General features: G+C 41.4%; 21 protein-coding genes and 1 pseudogene. 20 read left to right on the top strand and 2 right to left on the bottom strand.

The window, feature by feature from the left end:
• Positions 1–21: 21 nt before the first annotated feature.
• Complete coding sequence (locus tag K333_RS0103020; RefSeq protein ID WP_024989229.1) at positions 22–522, top strand: hypothetical protein; 501 nt, start codon at positions 22–24, stop codon at positions 520–522.
• 118 nt (positions 523–640) lie between these two features.
• On the opposite strand, the gene K333_RS0103025 is transcribed toward K333_RS0103020, so the two are convergent.
• Together K333_RS0103025 and K333_RS13645 are read right to left on the bottom strand one after the other, a co-directional pair.
• A complete protein-coding gene (locus tag K333_RS0103025; protein ID WP_024989230.1) occupies positions 641–2,125 on the bottom strand; it encodes a glycoside hydrolase family 10 protein in 1,485 nt (494 codons plus the stop codon).
• Positions 2,126–2,149: 24 nt separating this feature from the next.
• Positions 2,150–2,680, bottom strand: a complete 531-nt coding sequence (locus K333_RS13645; protein ID WP_081657189.1) for a DUF2752 domain-containing protein — start codon at positions 2,678–2,680, stop codon at positions 2,150–2,152.
• Here K333_RS13645 and K333_RS0103035 point away from each other — a divergent pair.
• The 19 genes and pseudogenes from K333_RS0103035 to K333_RS0103115 all read left to right on the top strand — a co-directional run bounded on the left by K333_RS0103035 (position 2,619) and on the right by K333_RS0103115 (position 19,062).
• Positions 2,619–3,824, top strand: coding sequence for a uracil-xanthine permease family protein (locus K333_RS0103035; RefSeq protein WP_036885892.1), 1,206 nt, complete (start codon positions 2,619–2,621; stop codon positions 3,822–3,824). The two genes, K333_RS13645 and K333_RS0103035, sit on opposite strands and share 62 nt — an antisense overlap.
• A 448-nt stretch (positions 3,825–4,272) precedes the next feature.
• Positions 4,273–4,590: a 50S ribosomal protein L21 gene (rplU, locus tag K333_RS0103040; RefSeq protein ID WP_024989232.1), complete on the top strand. Its 318-nt coding sequence runs from the start codon at positions 4,273–4,275 to the stop codon at positions 4,588–4,590.
• Positions 4,591–4,604: 14 nt separating this feature from the next.
• Positions 4,605–4,895, top strand: a complete 291-nt coding sequence (gene rpmA, locus K333_RS0103045; protein ID WP_024989233.1) for a 50S ribosomal protein L27 — start codon at positions 4,605–4,607, stop codon at positions 4,893–4,895.
• Between the two features lie 218 nt (positions 4,896–5,113).
• Positions 5,114–6,406 (top strand): serine--tRNA ligase, encoded by a 1,293-nt coding sequence (serS, locus tag K333_RS0103050; protein WP_027452318.1) that lies wholly within the window; start codon positions 5,114–5,116, stop codon positions 6,404–6,406.
• A gap of 142 nt (positions 6,407–6,548) precedes the next feature.
• On the top strand, positions 6,549–8,894 hold the full coding sequence (locus tag K333_RS0103055; RefSeq protein ID WP_027452319.1) for a bifunctional dihydroorotate dehydrogenase B NAD binding subunit/NADPH-dependent glutamate synthase: 2,346 nt from the start codon (positions 6,549–6,551) through the stop codon (positions 8,892–8,894).
• A 1-nt stretch (position 8,895) separates the two neighbouring features.
• On the top strand, positions 8,896–9,264 hold the full coding sequence (locus K333_RS0103060; RefSeq protein ID WP_024989234.1) for a DMT family protein: 369 nt from the start codon (positions 8,896–8,898) through the stop codon (positions 9,262–9,264).
• 107 nt (positions 9,265–9,371) lie between these two features.
• Positions 9,372–10,244 carry a nucleoside phosphorylase gene (locus K333_RS0103065; protein WP_024989235.1) on the top strand — a complete coding sequence of 291 codons (873 nt, stop codon included), beginning with the start codon at positions 9,372–9,374 and terminating at the stop codon, positions 10,242–10,244.
• Position 10,245: 1 nt separating this feature from the next.
• Positions 10,246–11,604, top strand: coding sequence for a tRNA uridine-5-carboxymethylaminomethyl(34) synthesis GTPase MnmE (mnmE, locus tag K333_RS0103070; protein WP_036885894.1), 1,359 nt, complete (start codon positions 10,246–10,248; stop codon positions 11,602–11,604).
• Positions 11,605–11,836: 232 nt separating this feature from the next.
• Positions 11,837–13,008 (top strand): annotated as a pseudogene (locus K333_RS11775) (site-specific integrase).
• 11 nt (positions 13,009–13,019) lie between these two features.
• Positions 13,020–13,520 carry a hypothetical protein gene (locus K333_RS0103080; protein WP_024989237.1) on the top strand — a complete coding sequence of 167 codons (501 nt, stop codon included), beginning with the start codon at positions 13,020–13,022 and terminating at the stop codon, positions 13,518–13,520.
• Between the two features lie 11 nt (positions 13,521–13,531).
• A complete protein-coding gene (locus K333_RS12855) occupies positions 13,532–13,615 on the top strand; it encodes a DUF2200 family protein (protein ID WP_316928817.1) in 84 nt (27 codons plus the stop codon).
• Positions 13,616–13,619: 4 nt separating this feature from the next.
• A complete protein-coding gene (locus K333_RS0103085) occupies positions 13,620–14,036 on the top strand; it encodes an iron chaperone (protein ID WP_024989238.1) in 417 nt (138 codons plus the stop codon).
• Between the two features lies 1 nt (position 14,037).
• Entirely contained in the window at positions 14,038–14,535 is a 498-nt protein-coding gene (locus tag K333_RS11780) for a YdeI/OmpD-associated family protein (protein WP_238314252.1), read from the top strand.
• Positions 14,487–14,612, top strand: a complete 126-nt coding sequence (locus K333_RS13530) for a hypothetical protein (protein WP_262498675.1) — start codon at positions 14,487–14,489, stop codon at positions 14,610–14,612. The genes K333_RS11780 and K333_RS13530 overlap by 49 nt, the downstream gene beginning before the upstream one ends.
• Positions 14,613–14,757: 145 nt before the next feature.
• On the top strand, positions 14,758–15,669 hold the full coding sequence (locus K333_RS0103095; protein ID WP_024989239.1) for a helix-turn-helix transcriptional regulator: 912 nt from the start codon (positions 14,758–14,760) through the stop codon (positions 15,667–15,669).
• Positions 15,670–15,693: 24 nt separating this feature from the next.
• Entirely contained in the window at positions 15,694–15,924 is a 231-nt protein-coding gene (locus K333_RS0103100; protein WP_024989240.1) for a hypothetical protein, read from the top strand.
• A 23-nt stretch (positions 15,925–15,947) separates the two neighbouring features.
• Positions 15,948–17,219: a PD-(D/E)XK nuclease family protein gene (locus K333_RS0103105; RefSeq protein WP_024989241.1), complete on the top strand. Its 1,272-nt coding sequence runs from the start codon at positions 15,948–15,950 to the stop codon at positions 17,217–17,219.
• Between the two features lie 38 nt (positions 17,220–17,257).
• Positions 17,258–18,397 carry a hypothetical protein gene (locus K333_RS0103110; protein ID WP_027452320.1) on the top strand — a complete coding sequence of 380 codons (1,140 nt, stop codon included), beginning with the start codon at positions 17,258–17,260 and terminating at the stop codon, positions 18,395–18,397.
• A gap of 125 nt (positions 18,398–18,522) precedes the next feature.
• On the top strand, positions 18,523–19,062 hold the full coding sequence (locus K333_RS0103115; protein ID WP_154652970.1) for a hypothetical protein: 540 nt from the start codon (positions 18,523–18,525) through the stop codon (positions 19,060–19,062).
• Positions 19,063–19,088: the final 26 nt, after the last annotated feature.

Genomic DNA, 19,088 nt, shown 5'->3' on the forward strand with positions numbered 1-19,088 from the left:
AGAATATTAAATTAGAGAAATATGAAGAAAATCATGTTGGCTGCCTTAGCAGCATTTTTACTGAGTATGCCTGCACAAGCACAAGATGTACTCAAAGAATTGATGAAGACGAATACTGCAATCTGCAAAGACTCTACACAGAGTTTGGAGACACGCAGAATCGCGGCTTTCAAAGTGGATGAACTTACTTATATGCGTTCGCGTGTGGCCGGAGATATCCTCTCTAACCCTAACGACCTGAAGTTGTATAATGACCGCATCAAGTTGCTGAATGAGCAGAGCTTGGCGATGAACCAATATATTACCGCTTATCAGAGCCGCATGAAGGACTGTAAGGATAAGGCTATCGTAAACTCTTATTTCATTAAGGCCACCTTGGATTGTCCACTCTTCAACGATAAGGATGCAGAACTCGTAAGGTCTTATGTAGATAGAAATGACTTTCCTGTTCGCTTCGCGCTCGACTGCGACTGGAAGAAGGCGCTCTCTATCATGAGAAATATCGACTGGAGCCAGTTCTAATCCAGACTTCCATAAAAGCAAGATCCTCATCACCCGCTATTGGATGATGAGGGTCTTTTTTAAGAATGGCGCGGCCCTTTTCGGTCTACAACCGTAATTTTTACTTTCGGTCGTTTCATTATAGCTTCAACTTTTTCTTCGTTCCTTTACTCTCATTTCCTACGCGATCGAGAGCCGTCACCACATACGTATATTGAGTCTTCCCATCCACATACGGCAGTTTAACAGGTATGTCGTAAGTAACTTTCACGATCTTCGAAGGATCTTCGAGGTTCACCCTCTCCCCCTTTACGAATCGATAAACCACATATTTGTTAGCCTCTTCGCCCCACTTCTTCGCCTTAGGAGCCTTCCAGAACAGCATAGGCCCATCGATCGTCCATACCATCTTCACCTTTTTAGGAGCCTTAGGAGCCTTATTATCGAGAAACGGCATCTCCGGAGTAAGAGCCGGATATCTCCAATAATCCTCTCGGAGAACCGTACCATAGTTGCCCGGATTGTCTACGGCAACCTTTGCATACCACAACACGCTACCCTTGACATTTCTCATCTGCTTATGCAGACGATGCTTGGCCGGAAGTTGATGACTTTGCGGATTCTTCGGGTCAGCATATTTTACGGTACGCTCCACATCCTCTCCGATATAGAGCGGACGATTAGCCGCATGCCTATTCCACCAATTTATCAACGTAGCATAATCAGCCGTAGGATGCCCGATCTGCCAATACAACTGAGGGACACAATAATCAATCCATCCGTTGTTTACCCATTTGAGCACGTCGGCATACAAATCGTCATAATTCTGCAAGCCCTTGGTATCAGAACCGTTAGGATCATTCCTCTTGTTGCGATAGATACCAAAAGGACTAATACCAAACTTCACCCAAGGTTTCAGTCGATGTATCGTCTCGGAAGCCTGTTTGATGAACACATCTACGTTGTCTCGACGCCAATCCCCGATATTACCAAAGCCATGAGGATCGCAACGGAACTGGGCCTCGTCGGGGATAACCTGTCCGGGAGCCGGATAAGGATAGAAATAATCATCCATGTGTAGACCATCGATGTCGTATCTGCTCACAATATCACTTATTACCCGACAGATATAATCTCGGTTCTCTTGTAATGCCGGATTCAAGATGTAGAGTCCATCGTAAGCGAAGACATTTTGTGGATGAGTTATAGCGACATGATCGTTGGCCAACACATTTGTGGTCTTGGTCTTGGCGCGGAAAGGATTGATCCAGGCATGCAACTCCATACCTCTTTTGTGACATGCCTCAATCATCCATTGTAGTGGGTCCCAATAAGGTACAGGAGCCTTACCTTGTTGACCTGTAAGGAATTTACTCCAAGGTTCCAGTTTACTCGGATAGAAGGCATCACACTCCGTACGCACCTGAAAGATGATGGCATTAACACCATCTTTCTGCAATTCATCAAGTTGATAGGTCAACGTTCTCTGAATCTGGTCGCGAGACAGTCCTTGGAATTGTCCGTTCACATTCTGAATCCAGGCCCCGCGGAATTCTCGCTTCACCTGAGCCTGAGCTTGCCATACCGCAAGCATCATTATTAGGGCTAAGATTATCTTCTTCATCATAGTCTTTGATTTTTATATACTTCATGCGCAAAGATACAAAATATTTCGAATAAAGAGCCATACTACCATCGTTATTAGATAGAAAGCGAAGACAAACCGATTTTCCACCACTCTACTCAGTTGTCTTCTCCTTTTGCTAGGCTGCATAACAATCCTCAGCATTACTAGTACGAGATATGGCAGAGCTAACACGAGATAATAGTTATGGACGATGGCTTGTATCGGATGACCCAAAAGAATGTCGTGGAGAAATCGTTGGCTACCACAAAACGGACAGTTCCACCCCGTAATCCTTCGGAAAGGACATAGAGGCATCCATCCGCATTCTACTGGATCTATATAAGTATAAACCGCTAATATCAGAAATACGATTATTGCAATCAGCCACTTTTTCTTCATCTTTATATGGATATCTCCTGCAAAGATACTAAAAATCAACAAATAATTCGTAACTTTGCATTCTAGAACTACAGAAAGCATTAAAGAAATTATGAAAATCAGTAATTCCCCTACTACAGAACTGTCTCCTTTCAAGAGTACTCTTGTAGGCATTCAGTTTCTTTTCGTAGCCTTTGGAGCTACCGTTCTAGTACCATTACTTATTGGTCTGTCGCCTGCTACAGCCTTATTTACAGCTGGTATCGGCACGTTTGTATTCCATCTTGTGACGGGTGGTAAGGTTCCCATCTTCTTAGGCTCATCCTTTGCCTTCATCGCTCCTATCATCTCAGCTAGTAAACATTGGGGACTCCAAGGTGCAATAGCAGGACTCGTGGGTGTGGCCTTGGTATATTTTGTCATGAGCATCCTCGTGAAATGGCAAGAACGCAAGTTGCTCGACAAACTCTTTCCTCCTGTCGTCATCGGACCTGTCATCATCCTTATCGGTCTTTCGCTCTCCGGAAGTGCTGTAGATATGGCCAAAACAAATTGGCTACTGGCTTTCGCATCTTTACTCACAGCCATTCTCATTCTTACGTTGGGAAAAGGGCTCCTCAAACTCGTCCCTATCATCGGAGGCGTCGTCGTGGGATTTATCGTTGCCCTCGCCATGGGAGAAGTTGACTTGCATGTTGTGGCTGAGGCTTCGTGGTTCTCGATACCGTTCCATCTCGACACGATAGAGCATTTCGAGTGGGCTCCTTTCTTATATATGATTCCTGTTGCGATAGCTCCTGTCATCGAACATATCGGAGATGTATATACCGTAGGGGCCGTTGCCGAGAAGGACTTTGTGAAAGATCCCGGTCTTCATCGGACGATGTTAGGCGACGGACTTGCTTGTCTCGTTTCTGCATTCTTGGGTGGTCCTCCTGAGACTACATATTCCGAGGTTACGGGAGCTATGTCGATTACAAAGATCACAAGTCCTCGCATTATCCGTATTTCTGCGGCTACGGCTATCGTCTTCTCTGTGATCGGAAAACTTAGTGCTCTGCTACAAAGTATTCCTCAGGCTGTACTGGGTGGTATCATGTTGTTGCTCTTCGGTACTATCGCTAATGTGGGTATTCAGACGTTTGTACGCAACAAGGTAGATGTAAGTGAGACAAGGAATGTGATCATTAGTTCGGTCATGCTGACCATGGGACTGGGTGGAGCCATACTTTCATCGGGCAACTTTGCGATATCGGGTATCGGACTTTCTGCCGTCGTCGGAATCATCCTAAACTTGGTCCTTCCGAAGAAAAGGTAAAAACGCAATTTCGGTGAGCTATAAGCAAATTTTCGAGATGCTTACGCATTCCTAATTATATTTTAACGCAATCGATTTCACTAAATAATGTTAAAAAACTCTATTGTGTGGGTACACAATTAAGAATTGATAAAAAAAAGCACATTAAAAATTTGGTAAATAAAAAAAAAGATATACCTTTGTGACTGTTATCCTGAAAACAATCTTTTTACCTTAAAAAAAACTAATACCTATTGAAGATTTGGAGCGGTCGACTGTGAAGTCCATCGCTTTTTTTGTATACACCCCCCAAAAAGCTAATTAATCTTAAAATACACATTTTATAGCATAAAAGAGACAATAAGTGAAAGATATTTTGTAAATTTGCAGCCGATTTAGTCCGTTTGGGCTCGAATAAGTATTGGCAACCGCCAATCGCCTAGCGGAAAAACCCGTTTAATAAATTAAAATGTACGCAATTGTAGAAATTAACGGTCAGCAGTTCAAGGCTGAGGAAGGTAAGAAGCTTTTCGTACACCACCTCAAAGATGTAGAAGCTGGTAAGACTGTTGAGTTTGACAAAGTACTTCTCGTAGACAACGAGGGTAATGTCACAGTTGGTGCCCCTACTGTAAATGGAGCAAAGGTAGTAGTAGAAGTTGTGAACCCACTCGTAAAGGGTGACAAGGTTATCGTCTTCAAGATGAAGCGCCGCAAGGACTATCGCAAGAAGAACGGTCATCGTTCACAGTTCACAGAAGTTGAAGTTAAACAAGTAATCGCTTAAAATCGGAGGTAATTATGGCACATAAAAAAGGTGTAGGTAGTTCAAAGAACGGCCGTGAATCAGCAGCTCAGAGATTAGGCGTTAAGATTTGGGGTGGTCAGAAAATCGTAGCTGGTAACATCATCGTTCGTCAGCGCGGTAACAAGCACTTCCCAGGTGAGAATGTAGCACAGGGTAAAGACGATACTCTTTACGCTCTTACAGATGGTATTGTATACTTCCACAAGGGTCGCAAGGACAAGAGTACTGTTTCTGTACTTTCACCAGAAGCTTACGCTGAAAAAACAAAGAAAGCTGAAGCTTAAATTATAAAATCAAAACTTATTCCAAACAAACATAGAAGCCTATCCTCACCAAGGATAGGCTTTCTGCTATTTATATATTTCCATTCCCTCAACATTCTAGTCTACCTTTTATTATTGCCCCTTCTTTTTCTCGTTTTTTTCCTTCTTCTTTCTCGTATATCAATTAATTTTATTAATTTTGCGTCTTAGATAGTAAAATTTAAAATCAGATATTAAGTATGCTTACACTTAAACTCATTAGTGAAGAGACCGAACGCGTAATTAAAGGTCTTGAGAAGAAGCATTTCGATGGCGCTCGTGAAGCCATTGAGAAAGTACTGGAATTCGACAAAATCCGTCGAGAAGCTCAACAAAAGTTAGATGCAAACAAGCAGCAACAGAATCAGCTTTCCAAGCAAATTGGTGGCCTGATGAAAGAAGGTAAGAAAGAGGAAGCTAACAAAATAAAAGAAGAAGTTGCTCAGTTAAAAGCTGCTGACAAAGCCCTTGAAGAGATTATGGACAAGGCTCAGGCAGACATGACCCACCAACTTCTCGATATTCCTAACATTCCAAATGATGACGTTCCAGAAGGTAAGGACGCATCAAGCAACGTTGTTATCAAGGAAGATATCAGCAATTTGCCAAACCTTGGCGACGATGCTCTTTGCCATTGGGATTTGCTCAAGAAATTCAATCTTGTAGATTTCGACCTTGGTGTTAAGATTACAGGTGCAGGATTCCCTGTTTATATCGGTAAGATGGCTCGTTTCCAGCGTGCACTTGAGGCTTTCTTCCTCGATGAAGCTCGCAAGTCTGGATATGTAGAGATTCAACCTCCATATGTTGTCAATGAAGCTTCTGGTTATGGCACAGGTCAGTTACCTGATAAGGAAGGACAGATGTATCATGCTAATCTGGACAATCTATTCCTCATCCCTACCGCTGAAGTTCCTGTAACCAACATCTTCCGCGATGAGATTCTTGATGAGAAAGACCTTCCTATCAAGCGTTGTGCATATTCTGCATGTTTCCGTCGCGAGGCAGGTAGCTATGGCAAGGATGTTCGTGGACTTAACCGTCTACACCAGTTCGATAAGGTTGAAATCGTACGTATCGATACTCCAGAACACTCTTACACATCATGGCATGAGATGCTCGACCACGTAGAAGGTCTGCTCAAGAAGTTGGAGTTGCCATATCATTTGTTACTCCTTTGTGGTGGTGACATGAGTTTCACTTCAAGTATCTGCGTTGACTTCGAAACCTATTCAGCAGCACAGAAGCGTTGGCTCGAGGTTTCTTCTGTTTCTAACTTCGAGAGCTATCAGGCTAATCGTCTCCATTGCCGTTATCGCCATGCAGATGACAAGAAGATTGAACTTTGCCACACCCTCAACGGTTCTGCATTAGCACTTCCACGTATTGTCGCAACAATCCTCGAGAACAATCAGACACCAGAAGGTATCCGTGTACCAAAGGTTCTCGTACCATACTGTGGTTTCGAGATGCTCGACGACAAGATGGACTAAAACATATAAAAGTTCAGAGATTCCATTTCCAAACCTTGGATCTCTGAACTTACCTTTTATACATCAAGAATGTATTTCCCTTTTTGACGCAAACACTACTCCAAGTATAGTATTCCATAAAACACCATAAAGAACTAATATCATGAACAAGATCCTTAGTAAAGAACAATTTTCCGAGAAAGTATTCTGCATGGAAGTAGAAGCTCCTCTCATCGCCCATAGCTGTCGACCGGGTAATTTCATTATCGTACGTGTTGACAAGAACAGCGAACGTGTACCCTACACCATAGCCAAGTCTGATGACAAAAAAGGAACTATCACACTTGTGATACAGGAAGTAGGTCTTTCTTCTACGAAATTCTGCAAACTCAATGTCGGCGACTCTGTACTCGACATTGTAGGTCCTCTGGGAAATGCTTCGCATATCGAAAATTACGGTACAGTAATCTGTGCTGGTGGCGGTATCGGTATAGCTGCTATCCTCCCTATTCTCACAGCCCTTAAAAAGGCGGGAAACAAGATCATCTCAGTACTTGCCGGAAGAACCAAGGAACTTGTAATCATGATAGATGATGTACGCGAATACTCCGACGAAGTCATCATCATGACCGATGACGGAAGTCTTGGCGAAAAAGGTGTCGTTACGCAAGGTGTGGAAAAAGTAATCCAACGTGAACATGTCGACAAAGTATTGGCTATCGGACCACCAGTAATGATGAAGTTCACCTCAATACTTGCCCACAAATACGGAATTCCTAACGAAGTATCACTCAATACTATCATGGTTGATGGTACAGGAATGTGTGGAGCCTGTCGACTTACTATTGGTGGAAAGACCAAATTCGTATGCATCGACGGTCCTGAATTTGACGGAGACCTTGTAGATTGGGACGAGATGTTCAAACGTATGGGAACTTTCAAAAATGTAGAGCGCGAAGAGATGAATCACTACTCCGACCATATCTGTTCTACAACTGATATACAGTCACGAACAGGTGTAGAAGATGTTGTAACGGACAACGATTCAGACGCAGATTCCATCGAAGTTCTCACAGACCGTAACTCCGAATGGCGCAACAACTTACGAAGTTTGATGAAACCAAAGGAGCGAATGGCAATTCCACGTGTACAGATGCCTGAATTAGACGCAACCTATCGAGCAACCACCCGATTAGAGGAAGTCAACAAGGGACTCACCAAAGAGATGGCTGTAACCGAAGCACATCGTTGTCTCGACTGCGCTCATCCAACATGCGTTGAGGGATGTCCCGTAAACATCAACATCCCATCATTCATCAAGAATATTGAGCGCGGGCAGTTTCTTGCAGCAGCCAAGGTTCTCAAGAACACCTCTGCTCTTCCGGCAGTTTGCGGACGCGTATGTCCACAGGAAAAACAATGTGAGAGCCAATGCATCCATCTCAAGATGAACAAGCCTGCCGTGGCCATAGGCTATCTGGAGCGCTTCGCGGCCGACTATGAGCGAGAAAACGGAAAGACCGCGCTACCTAAGATTGCTCCATCCAATGGCATCAAGGTAGCAGTCATAGGCTCAGGTCCATCCGGATTAAGTTTTGCAGGCGATATGGTAAAACGTGGATTTGAGGTATATGTATTCGAAGCCCTTCACGAAATAGGTGGAGTATTGAAATACGGAATACCAGAATTCCGACTTCCTAACAAGATCGTAGATGTTGAAATCGACAACCTTCGTAAGATGGGAGTACACTTTCAAACCGACTGCATAGTAGGCAAAACCATCAAAATCAAGGATTTAGAGCGTCAGGGATTCCGCGGATTCTTCGTAGGTTCAGGTGCAGGACTACCCAACTTCATGGGTATTCCCGGAGAAAACTACATTAATATCATGAGCAGTAACGAGTATCTTACACGTGTCAACCTCATGGATGCCGCCAACCCCAAGACCGATACGCCAATCAATATTGGTAAGAAAGTACTCGTCGTAGGTGGTGGCAATACAGCTATGGACTCTTGCCGTACAGCCAAGCGACTAGGAGCCGACGTAACACTTGTCTACAGACGAAGCGAAGCCGAGATGCCAGCACGCCTCGAAGAAGTAAAGCATGCAAAAGAAGAAGGTATACATTTCTTGACATTACATAATCCAAAAGAATATCTGGCCGATGAAAACGGCTGTGTGTCAGCAGTTGTGCTCGAAGAAATGGCATTAGGCGAACCTGACGCCAGCGGACGCAGACGTCCAGAGCCTACGGGAAACACCCAGACCCTTAGTTGCGACCAAGTTATCGTAGCCGTAGGAGTAAGTCCTAACCCACTAGTACCTAAATCAATAGAAGGTATCAAACTAGGTAGGAAGAACACGATAGTCGTAGACGACAATATGCAGAGTAACATCAAGAATCTGTATGCCGGAGGCGACATTGTGCGCGGAGGTGCCACCGTAATCCTCGCTATGGGCGACGGTCGTCGAGCAGCAGCCAGCATGGCACGAAAATTAATTGAATAAAATGAACGGAATTTACACAATTATCCTGCTCGTCATGAGCAACATCTTTATGACATTAGCCTGGTACGGGCATCTTAAACTACAGCAGACAGGGGTCAGCACACATTGGCCCCTAATAGGTGTTATCCTATTCTCATGGTGTATCGCCTTCTTGGAGTATTGCTGTCAGGTACCAGCCAACCGCATTGGTTTCCATGACAACGGAGGTCCCTTCTCATTAGTACAGCTCAAAGTAATACAAGAATGTATCTCACTCGTTGTTTTCACAGTTATAGCAGGAGTCATGTTCCAAGGCGAATCCTTACATTGGAATCACGCACTTGCTTTTCTCTGTCTTATAGCAGCAGTATATCTGGTTTTCTTGAAATAAGTAGTTAAATAGTCTAAAAACTTTTTGCGACACAATTTATTTCTTTGTATATTTGTATGTAGAATATATAAGCGAAAACAAGAATACTAACCAAAAAAGAGAAGAAAATGAGCAAACATTTTGAAGAATCAGAACTAATAATAAATACAGATGGCAGTTGTTTCCATCTACATATACGCCCAGACCAATTGGCCGACAAAATAATCCTTGTAGGTGACCCAGGCAGAGTATCCCTTGTAGCATCACATTTTAATAATATAGAATGCGAAGTAGAAAGCCGAGAGTTCCATACCATTACAGGAACTTTCAAAGACAAGCGTATCACCGTGGTAAGTACAGGTATCGGATGCGATAATATCGATATCGTTGTCAACGAACTTGATGCACTCAAGAATATCGACTTAAAGACTCGTGAATTGAAACCAGATTTCCATCAACTCAATATTGTGCGCATAGGAACATGTGGCGGTCTTCAGCCAAACACCCCTACAGGCACATTTATTGCCAGCGTGAAGAGTATAGGTTTCGATGGCCTGCTCAACTTCTACGCAAATCGTGACAAAGCTAGTGACCTCGACTTCGAGAAACACTTCAAAGATCACATAGGCTGGAATCTTCACATGGGAAATCCATATTGCATCGATAACGATCCTGAACTTTTGGAACGCATCGCACAAACCGATATGGTACATGGTGTGACCATCGCTTGTGGCGGATTCTATGGTCCACAAGGTCGAGAGTTGCGTCTTCCTTTGGCTGACCCTAACCTTAACGAAAAGATTGAAAGTTTTGAATATAAAGGCTTGAGAATCACCAACTTCGAGATGGAGAGTTCTGCGCTTGCCGGACTTAGCAAACTTATGGGACATAAGGCCCTCACTTGCTGCATGGTTATCGCCAACCGCAGAGCTAAGAAAGCCAATGCTAACTACAAGAACAACATCGACAGTTTGATAACAAAAGTACTTGAGCGAATCTAAAATGCAAATACAAAACGATACGATTTGTGCCTTGGCGACTCCTGCGGGAGGCGCCATTGGCATTATTAGACTAAGTGGTCCAGACGCCATCTCCATCACTTCACTTCTCTTCAGTAGAAATATTACCGATGCTCCAGCCAACAGCATCAAATATGGAATTCTACGCAATCTGTCAGGCGAAGAAATTGATGATGTCCTTGTCAGCATTTTCCGAGCACCTCATAGCTATACAGGTGAAGATTCTGTAGAGATATCATGCCACGGCAGTCGCTACATTCTCAACCAAGCCGTTCATGCGCTCATCGAAGCTGGTGCCCGTCAAGCCCTTCCTGGCGAATATACCCAACGAGCTTATCTCAACGGGAAAATGGATCTGAGTCAAGCCGAGGCCGTTGCAGATCTTATCGCAGCCAGCAATCGCGCTACCCACAAGCTCGCACTCAGTCAGCTCAAAGGACATTTTAGCAGCGAACTCAGCACTTTACGCGACCAGCTACTAAAGATGACTTCTCTTCTAGAACTTGAGTTAGACTTCAGCGACCACGAAGAACTCGAGTTTGCCGACCGTAGCGATTTGCGCCAACTGGCCGAGAAGATAGACAATCGTATCACTACCCTTGCCCACAGTTTCGAAACGGGAAACGCCTTGAAACAAGGCATAGCCGTAGCTATCATCGGCAAGACCAATGTTGGTAAAAGTACCCTACTCAATCGCCTTCTTCACGAAGAGAAAGCCATCGTAAGCGACATCGATGGAACAACCCGCGATGTTATCGAAGACACCACCATCATCCAAGGTATCACCTTCCGTTTTATCGATACAGCAGGTATACGTCATACCGATGATACGATCGAACGGTTAGGCATCGAGCGCACTTATCAAAAGCTCGAGGAAGCGAGTATCATCCTTTGGCTCATAGATGCACAGCCAACATCTGACGAGCAAAGCGACATCGCAGAACGTTGTAAAGACAAACAACTTATCATCATCCAAAACAAGATAGACAAGGTATCAACTCCTTACGACATCACGATACCTCATGCAGCATACATCCAGATATCAGCAAAACAAGGAGAGCATCTTGATAGTCTGGAGCATGAACTCTATACTGTTGCCGACATTCCGGAAATCAACGAGAATAGCATCATCGTAACCTCTGCCCGTCACTACGAAGCCCTCGTTCATGCAAAAGAGACTATAGAGCGTGTTATCGAAGGAATGGATATGGATCTTAGTGGCGACCTTTTGGCTGAGGATCTTCGCATCTGTCTAGAGCAATTGGCAGAAATCACGGGAGGACAGATTACGCCACAAGAAACGCTGAATAATATTTTTAAACATTTCTGCGTGGGAAAGTAAAATGCTAATAAACAAGCATTAACAAAAACAAAGAAAAGACAAGAATAGACAAATAAGGCCTTTAACTGCAGATGTTTGTCTATTCACGTCGATTCTGAATAAACTGCCAAATTTATCTAAGTTTGAGGATGAAAACAGGTACTTTTGTCACTACGTGGTCACTCGAGGAACCACAAGTGACCGAATTTGGTCACTCAAGTGACAAAAGTAAAATGTTTCAAACTTTCCAATTATGGCAAACACTACAGAATCGAACGGCAGAAAGGAGTCCGTTACACTAAGAGAAAGAGTCCTTTCAGATGGATCATCCAGTTTGTATTTGGATATCCGACACAATGGTAAAAGAACTCGTGAGTTCCTGAAACTTTATCTTTTACAGGCAACAAGACTTCAGTTAAGGAACAGAACCGTCGTACAATGGCTCAAGCTAAAGCTATTAAGTCTGAGCGTATAATAGAACTCACCAAAGGGTCTTACGAGGTTTTGCAGGCTTACAAAGGCAACACCTATTTTCTTCCTTATTATCGTAAGATGTGTGAGGAACGTTTTCGTGATGACAGCCAGGGCAATTGGGGCAATTGGCGTAGTTGCTTACGTTATCTGGAAGCTTATTGCGATGAATCAACAACATTCGATGAGATCACTACGGAGTGGATCAAAGGTTTCAAAAAGTTCCTTGAAACAGTAGAAAAAGATAAGCATAAGCGTATAGAGAAAGGTGGAACCAACCTGTTCCAAAGCTTATCACTTAACTCGAAGCATTCTTATTTCAACAAGCTTAAAGCTTGTATCAATCAAGCATTTGAAGAGCATATCATCGCTGTCAATCCTTTAAGAGGCATTAAGGGATTTAAACAAGATGAGGTTGTAAGAGAACATCTTGATTGGGATGAGGTGGTAAAACTTAACGATACACCTTGTAAATATCCGTATCTAAAGAATGCCTTTCTATTTTCATGTTTCACTGGCATCCGGAAAATTGATCTCCAGAACCTAGTTTGGAGTGAAGTCCAACAGTTCGGTGGCTTTACTCGTATTGTATGGAAACAGAAAAAGACTGGTGGACAGGAATATCTTGACATTCCAAAACAAGCAGAGATGTATCTCGGAGTACGCGGGAAGGCAGACGAAAAAGTCTTCTCAGGATTCAAATATAGTTCATAGACTTTGTTAGAACTCCGTCGATGGCTATTGGCTGCAGGAATTACGAAAGATCTTACTTTTCACTGTGCACGCCATACATTCGCTGTTTTGATGCTCAACTTTGGTGCAGATATCTATACTGTTTCAAAGATGCTTGGTCATAGAGAACTTCAGACTACTCAAATTTATGCTCGAGTTCTTGATAAGAAGAAACAGGAAGCTATTGGATTGTTCCCATCACTTGATAATAAGACAAAATAAGGAGGAATGATATGAATAGACAAGAAGTAGCACTGAGTCTTGCCGAGATAGACAAGCTTCATCGCCAAGTCGTATATTATCTAGATGTCGATGAGCAAGTAGATAGTCTACCCACGAATTTTGATTTTGATGGGGTTCAGAAATGGGTTCCAGAGATTATTGATTATATGAAAGGCCACGATTACAGAGGTCTTATTAATTTTATCGAATCGATGTTTCCTACAGATTATCTTAAAAGGACTTTGAATGAACGAAGTAAGAAGTATAAGCCATATACTATAGCCGTCTTGACTCGTTTCTCTGAATCTATCGATAAAATCTATGAGTGTTCTACCTTATTTAATAAATTATATAAGGCTGGACCTTATGAGAATCTCGTAGATCCGCTTGCAAATGTAAGAGGAGCAGAACTTCTACAACGGGCAGTGAAAGCTGGCTTTCTTGATGAAAAATACCAGTTGGCTGAAAAAACAACAAAGGTAGAATCTGCGGTATCAAAATCGAGGAAATAGAAGATCCACGAATGAGAGATCTTCGCATTCTGGATAAACTGGTGGATGACCTTGCAAAAGGCAAAACACTTGAAAAGATTATCGGTAACAAATAACAATATGTGGAAATGCCCAAAATGCGGACGTACATTCCGCAATGACAATCAACATCACTTCTGTGGTAAAGGTAAAGGCCCAGAAACAATAGATGAATATATAGATGAACAAGGTGAAGACATTCGTCCTCAGCTTGAACAGGTTCGTAATGCCATTCGAGAGGTTTTGTCGGAGGCTACTGAAAAGATTGCCTGGCAGATGCCTACTTATCGTGAGAAAAAGAACATCATTCACTTTGCAGCGTCCAAGAATCACATAGGTCTTTATCCTGGTGAAGCAGTCGTAGCACATCTCAGCAATATATTGGATGAATATGGTTTCAAGTATGCCAAAGGTAGCATTCAGATACCATATACCGCAGAGGTTCCTAAAGACCTGATCAAGCAAATAGCTGGTTGGGCTAAATCTAATATCGAGTAAAATGTCAGATCAGAAGAACATACTTAACATCAAGTGTAGACAGGAGTTCAGACATTGGTTAGCTGAAAATTCAAGCGTTGAAACAGAAGGCTGGATTCATGCAGAACGAGGTAAACCTACAGGCGATGATCATCTGTGGTATCTTGATGCTGTAGAAGAAACTCTGTGCTATGGATGGATTGACAGTACTGCTGGAAAGATAGATAGCATCAGCTATCAACGTTTCTCTCCTCGCAGAAAAAACAGCCCTTGGACTGAACTAAATAAAGAACGTGTTCGCAGACTTGAAAAACTCGGGCTTATGACTGATGCTGGTCGCAAGGTACTTCCACCAATGGGCGCAAGAAGTTTCAAATTCGATCCAGATGTAGAGCTGGCTTTGAAACAAGCTTGTGTATGGACTAAGTTTCGTTCCTTCCCTATCTTTATCAACGCATTCGTGCTTACAATGTGGCTTTCTACAAAGGTCGTTATCCTGAAATGTATGAGCGAGGATTGAGGCATCTCATTGAGGAAACAAAGAATGGTAAGATGTATGGAGAGTGGAACGACTATGGTCGTCTGCTCGATTATTAATGCTCTAATTATTTCTATAAAATTGCCACAAAAAACTAGTTTTATAATGATATCGACTAAAAAACAAAAAAAAATCAAGGTTATGCCCGTGAATGACATACCTTTTGTATAACTTTGCCACAAATAAAGTTTAAAACTTACGAATATGGCATTGAATCAGACAAACAAACTTGTATGGATCGTTGAGACCATCAACAGAGCAGGTAAGATTACTTTTGAGGATCTTAACCGCAAATGGATGGACAACGTAGATCTAAGTGGCGGTGAGGAAATGCTTAAACGCACATTTCATAAATGGCGCGACAACATTTTCGATACATTCGGTCTATTGATTGAGTGTGAAAAAGGTGGGCTATATAGATATTATATCAGCAATACCAGTGATTTACATAACGACAGTATTGAGAACTGGCTACTTAGCACCTACTCTGTGACCAATTCTCTTATTGGAAGTAAGTCCATCAAGAATAGGATTATTCTCGAGGATATTCCTTCTGGTATGAAGTACTTGGATTCGATAATAGATGCCATGAAGAAAGATTGTTTGATTCATATAACCTATTATAACTATTGGCGAGGAGATTCACGTCAGCACTATGTAATGCCACTCTGTGTAAAGTTGTTCAGACAACGTTGGTATATGGTTGGTAAGGCATGGTCAACAGGCTTCATTACCATATTCTGCCTTGATCGCATCAAGAATTTCCGTTTATCCTCTCACACCTTTGAATATCCTGTCGATTTTTCACCAGAAGAATATTTTAACGGATGTTTTGGTATTATCACAGATGAAAACTACCCCATTCAGCGTGTACTATTGAAAGTGGATGCACGTCAGGCACATTATCTTCGCGATCTTCCTTTACTTCCATCAGGTGCTCAAAAAGAGTTGGAACATACCAATTCCTACAGCATTTTTGAACTCCAAGTACGACCTTCTATCGATTTCCAACAAGAGCTTCTATGTCAAGGCGATTCCCTTGAAGTGCTCGAGCCCCAGTGGCTCCGCGATGAAATAGCTCGTATTGGCAAAGGTATCTGGGAGAAGAATAAATGAAAAAATAATTAAAGATACAGCATTATGATTATTGAAGTTCAATTTGAGAATCAGAATTTACCTTCTGATGTAAAGACAAAGAATTCCGTGCTTCAACTTCATTCCTTTGAGGATAACGGAGTTGTATTCGAAGTTCCCGAAGGCTATATTGGCCACTTGGATGATGTCTATACAACATCTGACAACATGGCTTTTGAAGATCTACTTCCTGGTAGATATATTTTCAAGGATGAAACAATCTATTCGGCAGAATGATGGCTTTACATATCTAAAGACTTATGGAACAGACTGTAAAAATGAATCATCTACTTGTTCTCTCGGAACAGTTGTATAAGCGTATTTCAGAGTCAGAAAATAAAACACCTTATGCATTTAACCTTTTGGACTTAGCAGGGGTGAATGAACCTTTCACAAGCTTAATTTTAGCTCACATATTTAAATATGCTCCAGAACAGAGAAACCCGTTGTGCACATCATTTATTCGTAGATTTCTACAGCCCTGTGGTTTCGACATGAACTGGGTAAAAGCTCCGGTCGTTACAACTGAAAAGGAACATATTGATGTTTGCATTCATGAACCAGGTAAATATGCGATTATTATTGAAAATAAATTAAAGGGTGCTGTGTTCCAGCGCAATCAATTGGCACGCTATATTGCAACGCTTCGCAAGAATAATCGTTTTCGTGACAACCAGATTTTCATAGTCATTTTGCCTAAAAACCACGATTTTCTTCAGTATCTACCAATGTCGGTTTTCCGCTTGCCAGAAGATTGGAATAGCAACAATCAGGATCGGGCTTGCAAAACCAATGACGCTTGTAGCTGTTTATGTGATTGCGGGCAATCGTGTCCTCAGTGTACAACTTGTGAGAAAGATTTAATGCAGAAGTTCTCTTCGCGTACTACTGTAGTAGATAAGGAATTGTTGGAATGGTTGAAGCAAGATTGTCTATCGCTTATTCCAAAAAAAGAATTGCCTTTGAAATCTGCAATCATGCAATTTTATGACTTCTTGAATGGTATATTTAATAATAGATTTAATCAAAAACTAGCAATGGAAATAGTAGATTTTTTGCGCGATAAACTGCTAAAGAATGAGCAGGATATTGAAATTCAGAATAAAGGCGAGCAGTGGAAAACAGTTTTAGCAAAAATAAACGAATTGGATGAATTGAAGTCTGGGATGCGCGAATTACAGAAGCAGCTTTCCTTTGAGTTGATGCAGGATTGGAGACATCGCATTCTACAATATGCTGATCTTCATAAGTCTTATAATATTGAAGTAAGCAATATCGGCTTTAGATTATTAATTCAAGGAGCAGAATTGGGCTGTTGGTATGATATCCATGACGATCGCGAAATAGAACCTTATTGGGGATGTTCAGCCAAGACAGAAGAGCAGCGAGAAGTCGTAGCTAAAATCCTTGATAAAGCAGGTGTTCCACATGCTGATATTATTGAGTGGACAACAGGCCACACCCTCCATGGCGACGAACGTTTCCTCTCATTCATTCAGGCAGCACAGGATTTAAAATTATTAGAAAAATAATATAAAAAAAACGATTTATATACAAGATTCAAGAAGAATTGAAAGAATGGGCAGAGGAAACCTATAATTTCTACTTGCCACTTGCTTCTAAGCTGAATATGGATTTTTACACTCAGTCTAAATTGACCGACATCACAGATGACAAGCCTGTAGAATTGATGGTAATAGGTATTAATCCTGGTCATGGTGGTACGTTTCTTAAAGATAGATTCGAGAAAAGTGAAGATTTACTTTTAGGCAATACTTATAAAGGTAAGCATGAAACAATCCAGAAATGGCGTATTCTAACGAATTTACGCTCTATTCTTGATTTTGCGGGTCTAGGCTCTATGCTGGATAATGAGAGCCAATTCGTTTTTACCAACGCTACATTTTTCTCAACCCATGATGAGAATGACTTAGTCGGAAAAGAAATCAAATCAGCACAGTTGGAATCTATCCAATATACTAAGAAACTGATTGAAAAAATTCATCCAAAGCACATCATCTGTTTAGGGGGTAAGAACTGTACTGATCTCATTGTCGAAAATACGAAGCCACTATTATCAGATTTGGTAAAGTTAGATTATGGAGTTATCGGAGATATCCCTGTTTATGGTATCAATCACACTAGCAGTTTCTGGTCTTCAGAGGAGATGGAATTAGTAGGAAAAGCTCTAGGGTTAGCATTCTCTATTGATCGAGAAAACATCGATATAAGCAATTTTGAAAAGAAAATGAAAACTGCGGTCAATGATTTTAAAAAGAAAAGATATGATCGTGACAATATCAAACTCGAAAGTCTATTAAGATGGCAGTATATTTACGCTTGCCTAAATAATTTCTGCGAGTATCAATTACATCTTGAGAAAGCTGAATACCAAAATGACTGGGTGAGATTCTTTATTAAGGATTCTGAAGGAAGAAACATCTTAAAACTTGCGTTGATAAACCAAGCAGACGAAAAAAGTATAGGAATTACTTATTTGGAGAAAAACCAGTGTAAAGGTGATAATTTTGATTCATTGGTGGCATCACTACAATCCATAGATAAATTCAGTCCTTATATTACGAGTAAAGATAAGGTAGGTTGGATTGGATATTTGAAAATGACAAATAGACTTAAAGATACAGATTTATTTATTAGAGAGACAAAGTCACTTCTAAGTGATATAGTCTCACATCTTTCCTCAATGTAATAGTAATACTTGAATTTGAATATTGGTTGTATAATAAATAAAGTTGAAATATGGACACTAAAGATAAATCGCTACCAAGATTGATGCGTGATTCAAGCGAAACAGACGGCAAAGTTGAGATAGTTATGGATTATGTATTATCATGGACGCTGAGAAGAGCTGCCAATGAATGTGATATCGACAACAAACCTCTGCTGAGACATTATTGTAGGTATATGTTAGGCTTGCTTTTAGAAATACCAATGTCAGATGACGTAATAGTATCAGAAGTAAAGGTATGGAAAGAATACTGGAATATTGATCTTTGGGTAGAAGTAGCTCTTCAGTGCAATGGAGAAACAGAGCATCATGCTATTTTGATAGAAAACAAATATTATACGATGCTTCATAATTCCTATGATGATGACGGAGTATCACGTAACCAATTAGAAGTATATAGAAAGAAATTTGATCGCCATTATGTAGATCAAGAACATGATAATGATATCTGGCAGAAACATTATGCATTAATCACATGTATTGATCGCGATGATCCAAAATTCGAATCATACAAAATTGCGGAATCGTTTGGCTTCAATATCTTTTCATTCTATGATTTGCTACCTGAAGCAACAGAAGACACAGAGAGCGATATTTTTAATGAATTCTGGCTTAGGTCATGGTAAATTGATGGAGAAATAAAACTTTTATG

The sequence above is a fragment of the Segatella albensis DSM 11370 = JCM 12258 genome (assembly GCF_000426565.1).
GTDB lineage: Bacteria > Bacteroidota > Bacteroidia > Bacteroidales > Bacteroidaceae > Prevotella > Prevotella albensis.

Bases quoted from the DNA above. Each gene is read 5' to 3' on its own strand.
- rplU (WP_024989232.1), top strand. From the start codon at position 4,273: ATGTACGCAATTGTAGAAATTAACGGTCAGCAGTTCAAGGCTGAGGAA.
- K333_RS0103020 (WP_024989229.1), top strand. From the start codon at position 22: ATGAAGAAAATCATGTTGGCTGCCTTAGCAGCATTTTTACTGAGTATG.
- K333_RS0103085 (WP_024989238.1), top strand. From the start codon at position 13,620: ATGTGGAAATGCCCAAAATGCGGACGTACATTCCGCAATGACAATCAA.
- K333_RS0103060 (WP_024989234.1), top strand. From the start codon at position 8,896: ATGAACGGAATTTACACAATTATCCTGCTCGTCATGAGCAACATCTTT.
- K333_RS0103065 (WP_024989235.1), top strand. From the start codon at position 9,372: ATGAGCAAACATTTTGAAGAATCAGAACTAATAATAAATACAGATGGC.
- rpmA (WP_024989233.1), top strand. From the start codon at position 4,605: ATGGCACATAAAAAAGGTGTAGGTAGTTCAAAGAACGGCCGTGAATCA.
- K333_RS0103025 (WP_024989230.1), bottom strand. From the start codon at position 2,125: ATGAAGAAGATAATCTTAGCCCTAATAATGATGCTTGCGGTATGGCAA.
- K333_RS0103115 (WP_154652970.1), top strand. From the start codon at position 18,523: ATGGATTATGTATTATCATGGACGCTGAGAAGAGCTGCCAATGAATGT.
- K333_RS0103100 (WP_024989240.1), top strand. From the start codon at position 15,694: ATGATTATTGAAGTTCAATTTGAGAATCAGAATTTACCTTCTGATGTA.
- K333_RS0103080 (WP_024989237.1), top strand. From the start codon at position 13,020: ATGAATAGACAAGAAGTAGCACTGAGTCTTGCCGAGATAGACAAGCTT.
- mnmE (WP_036885894.1), top strand. From the start codon at position 10,246: ATGCAAATACAAAACGATACGATTTGTGCCTTGGCGACTCCTGCGGGA.
- K333_RS0103105 (WP_024989241.1), top strand. From the start codon at position 15,948: ATGGAACAGACTGTAAAAATGAATCATCTACTTGTTCTCTCGGAACAG.
- K333_RS0103095 (WP_024989239.1), top strand. From the start codon at position 14,758: ATGGCATTGAATCAGACAAACAAACTTGTATGGATCGTTGAGACCATC.
- serS (WP_027452318.1), top strand. From the start codon at position 5,114: ATGCTTACACTTAAACTCATTAGTGAAGAGACCGAACGCGTAATTAAA.
- K333_RS0103055 (WP_027452319.1), top strand. From the start codon at position 6,549: ATGAACAAGATCCTTAGTAAAGAACAATTTTCCGAGAAAGTATTCTGC.
- K333_RS11780 (WP_238314252.1), top strand. From the start codon at position 14,038: ATGTCAGATCAGAAGAACATACTTAACATCAAGTGTAGACAGGAGTTC.
- K333_RS0103035 (WP_036885892.1), top strand. From the start codon at position 2,619: ATGAAAATCAGTAATTCCCCTACTACAGAACTGTCTCCTTTCAAGAGT.
- K333_RS12855 (WP_316928817.1), top strand. From the start codon at position 13,532: ATGAGAGATCTTCGCATTCTGGATAAACTGGTGGATGACCTTGCAAAA.
- K333_RS13645 (WP_081657189.1), bottom strand. From the start codon at position 2,680: ATGCCTACAAGAGTACTCTTGAAAGGAGACAGTTCTGTAGTAGGGGAA.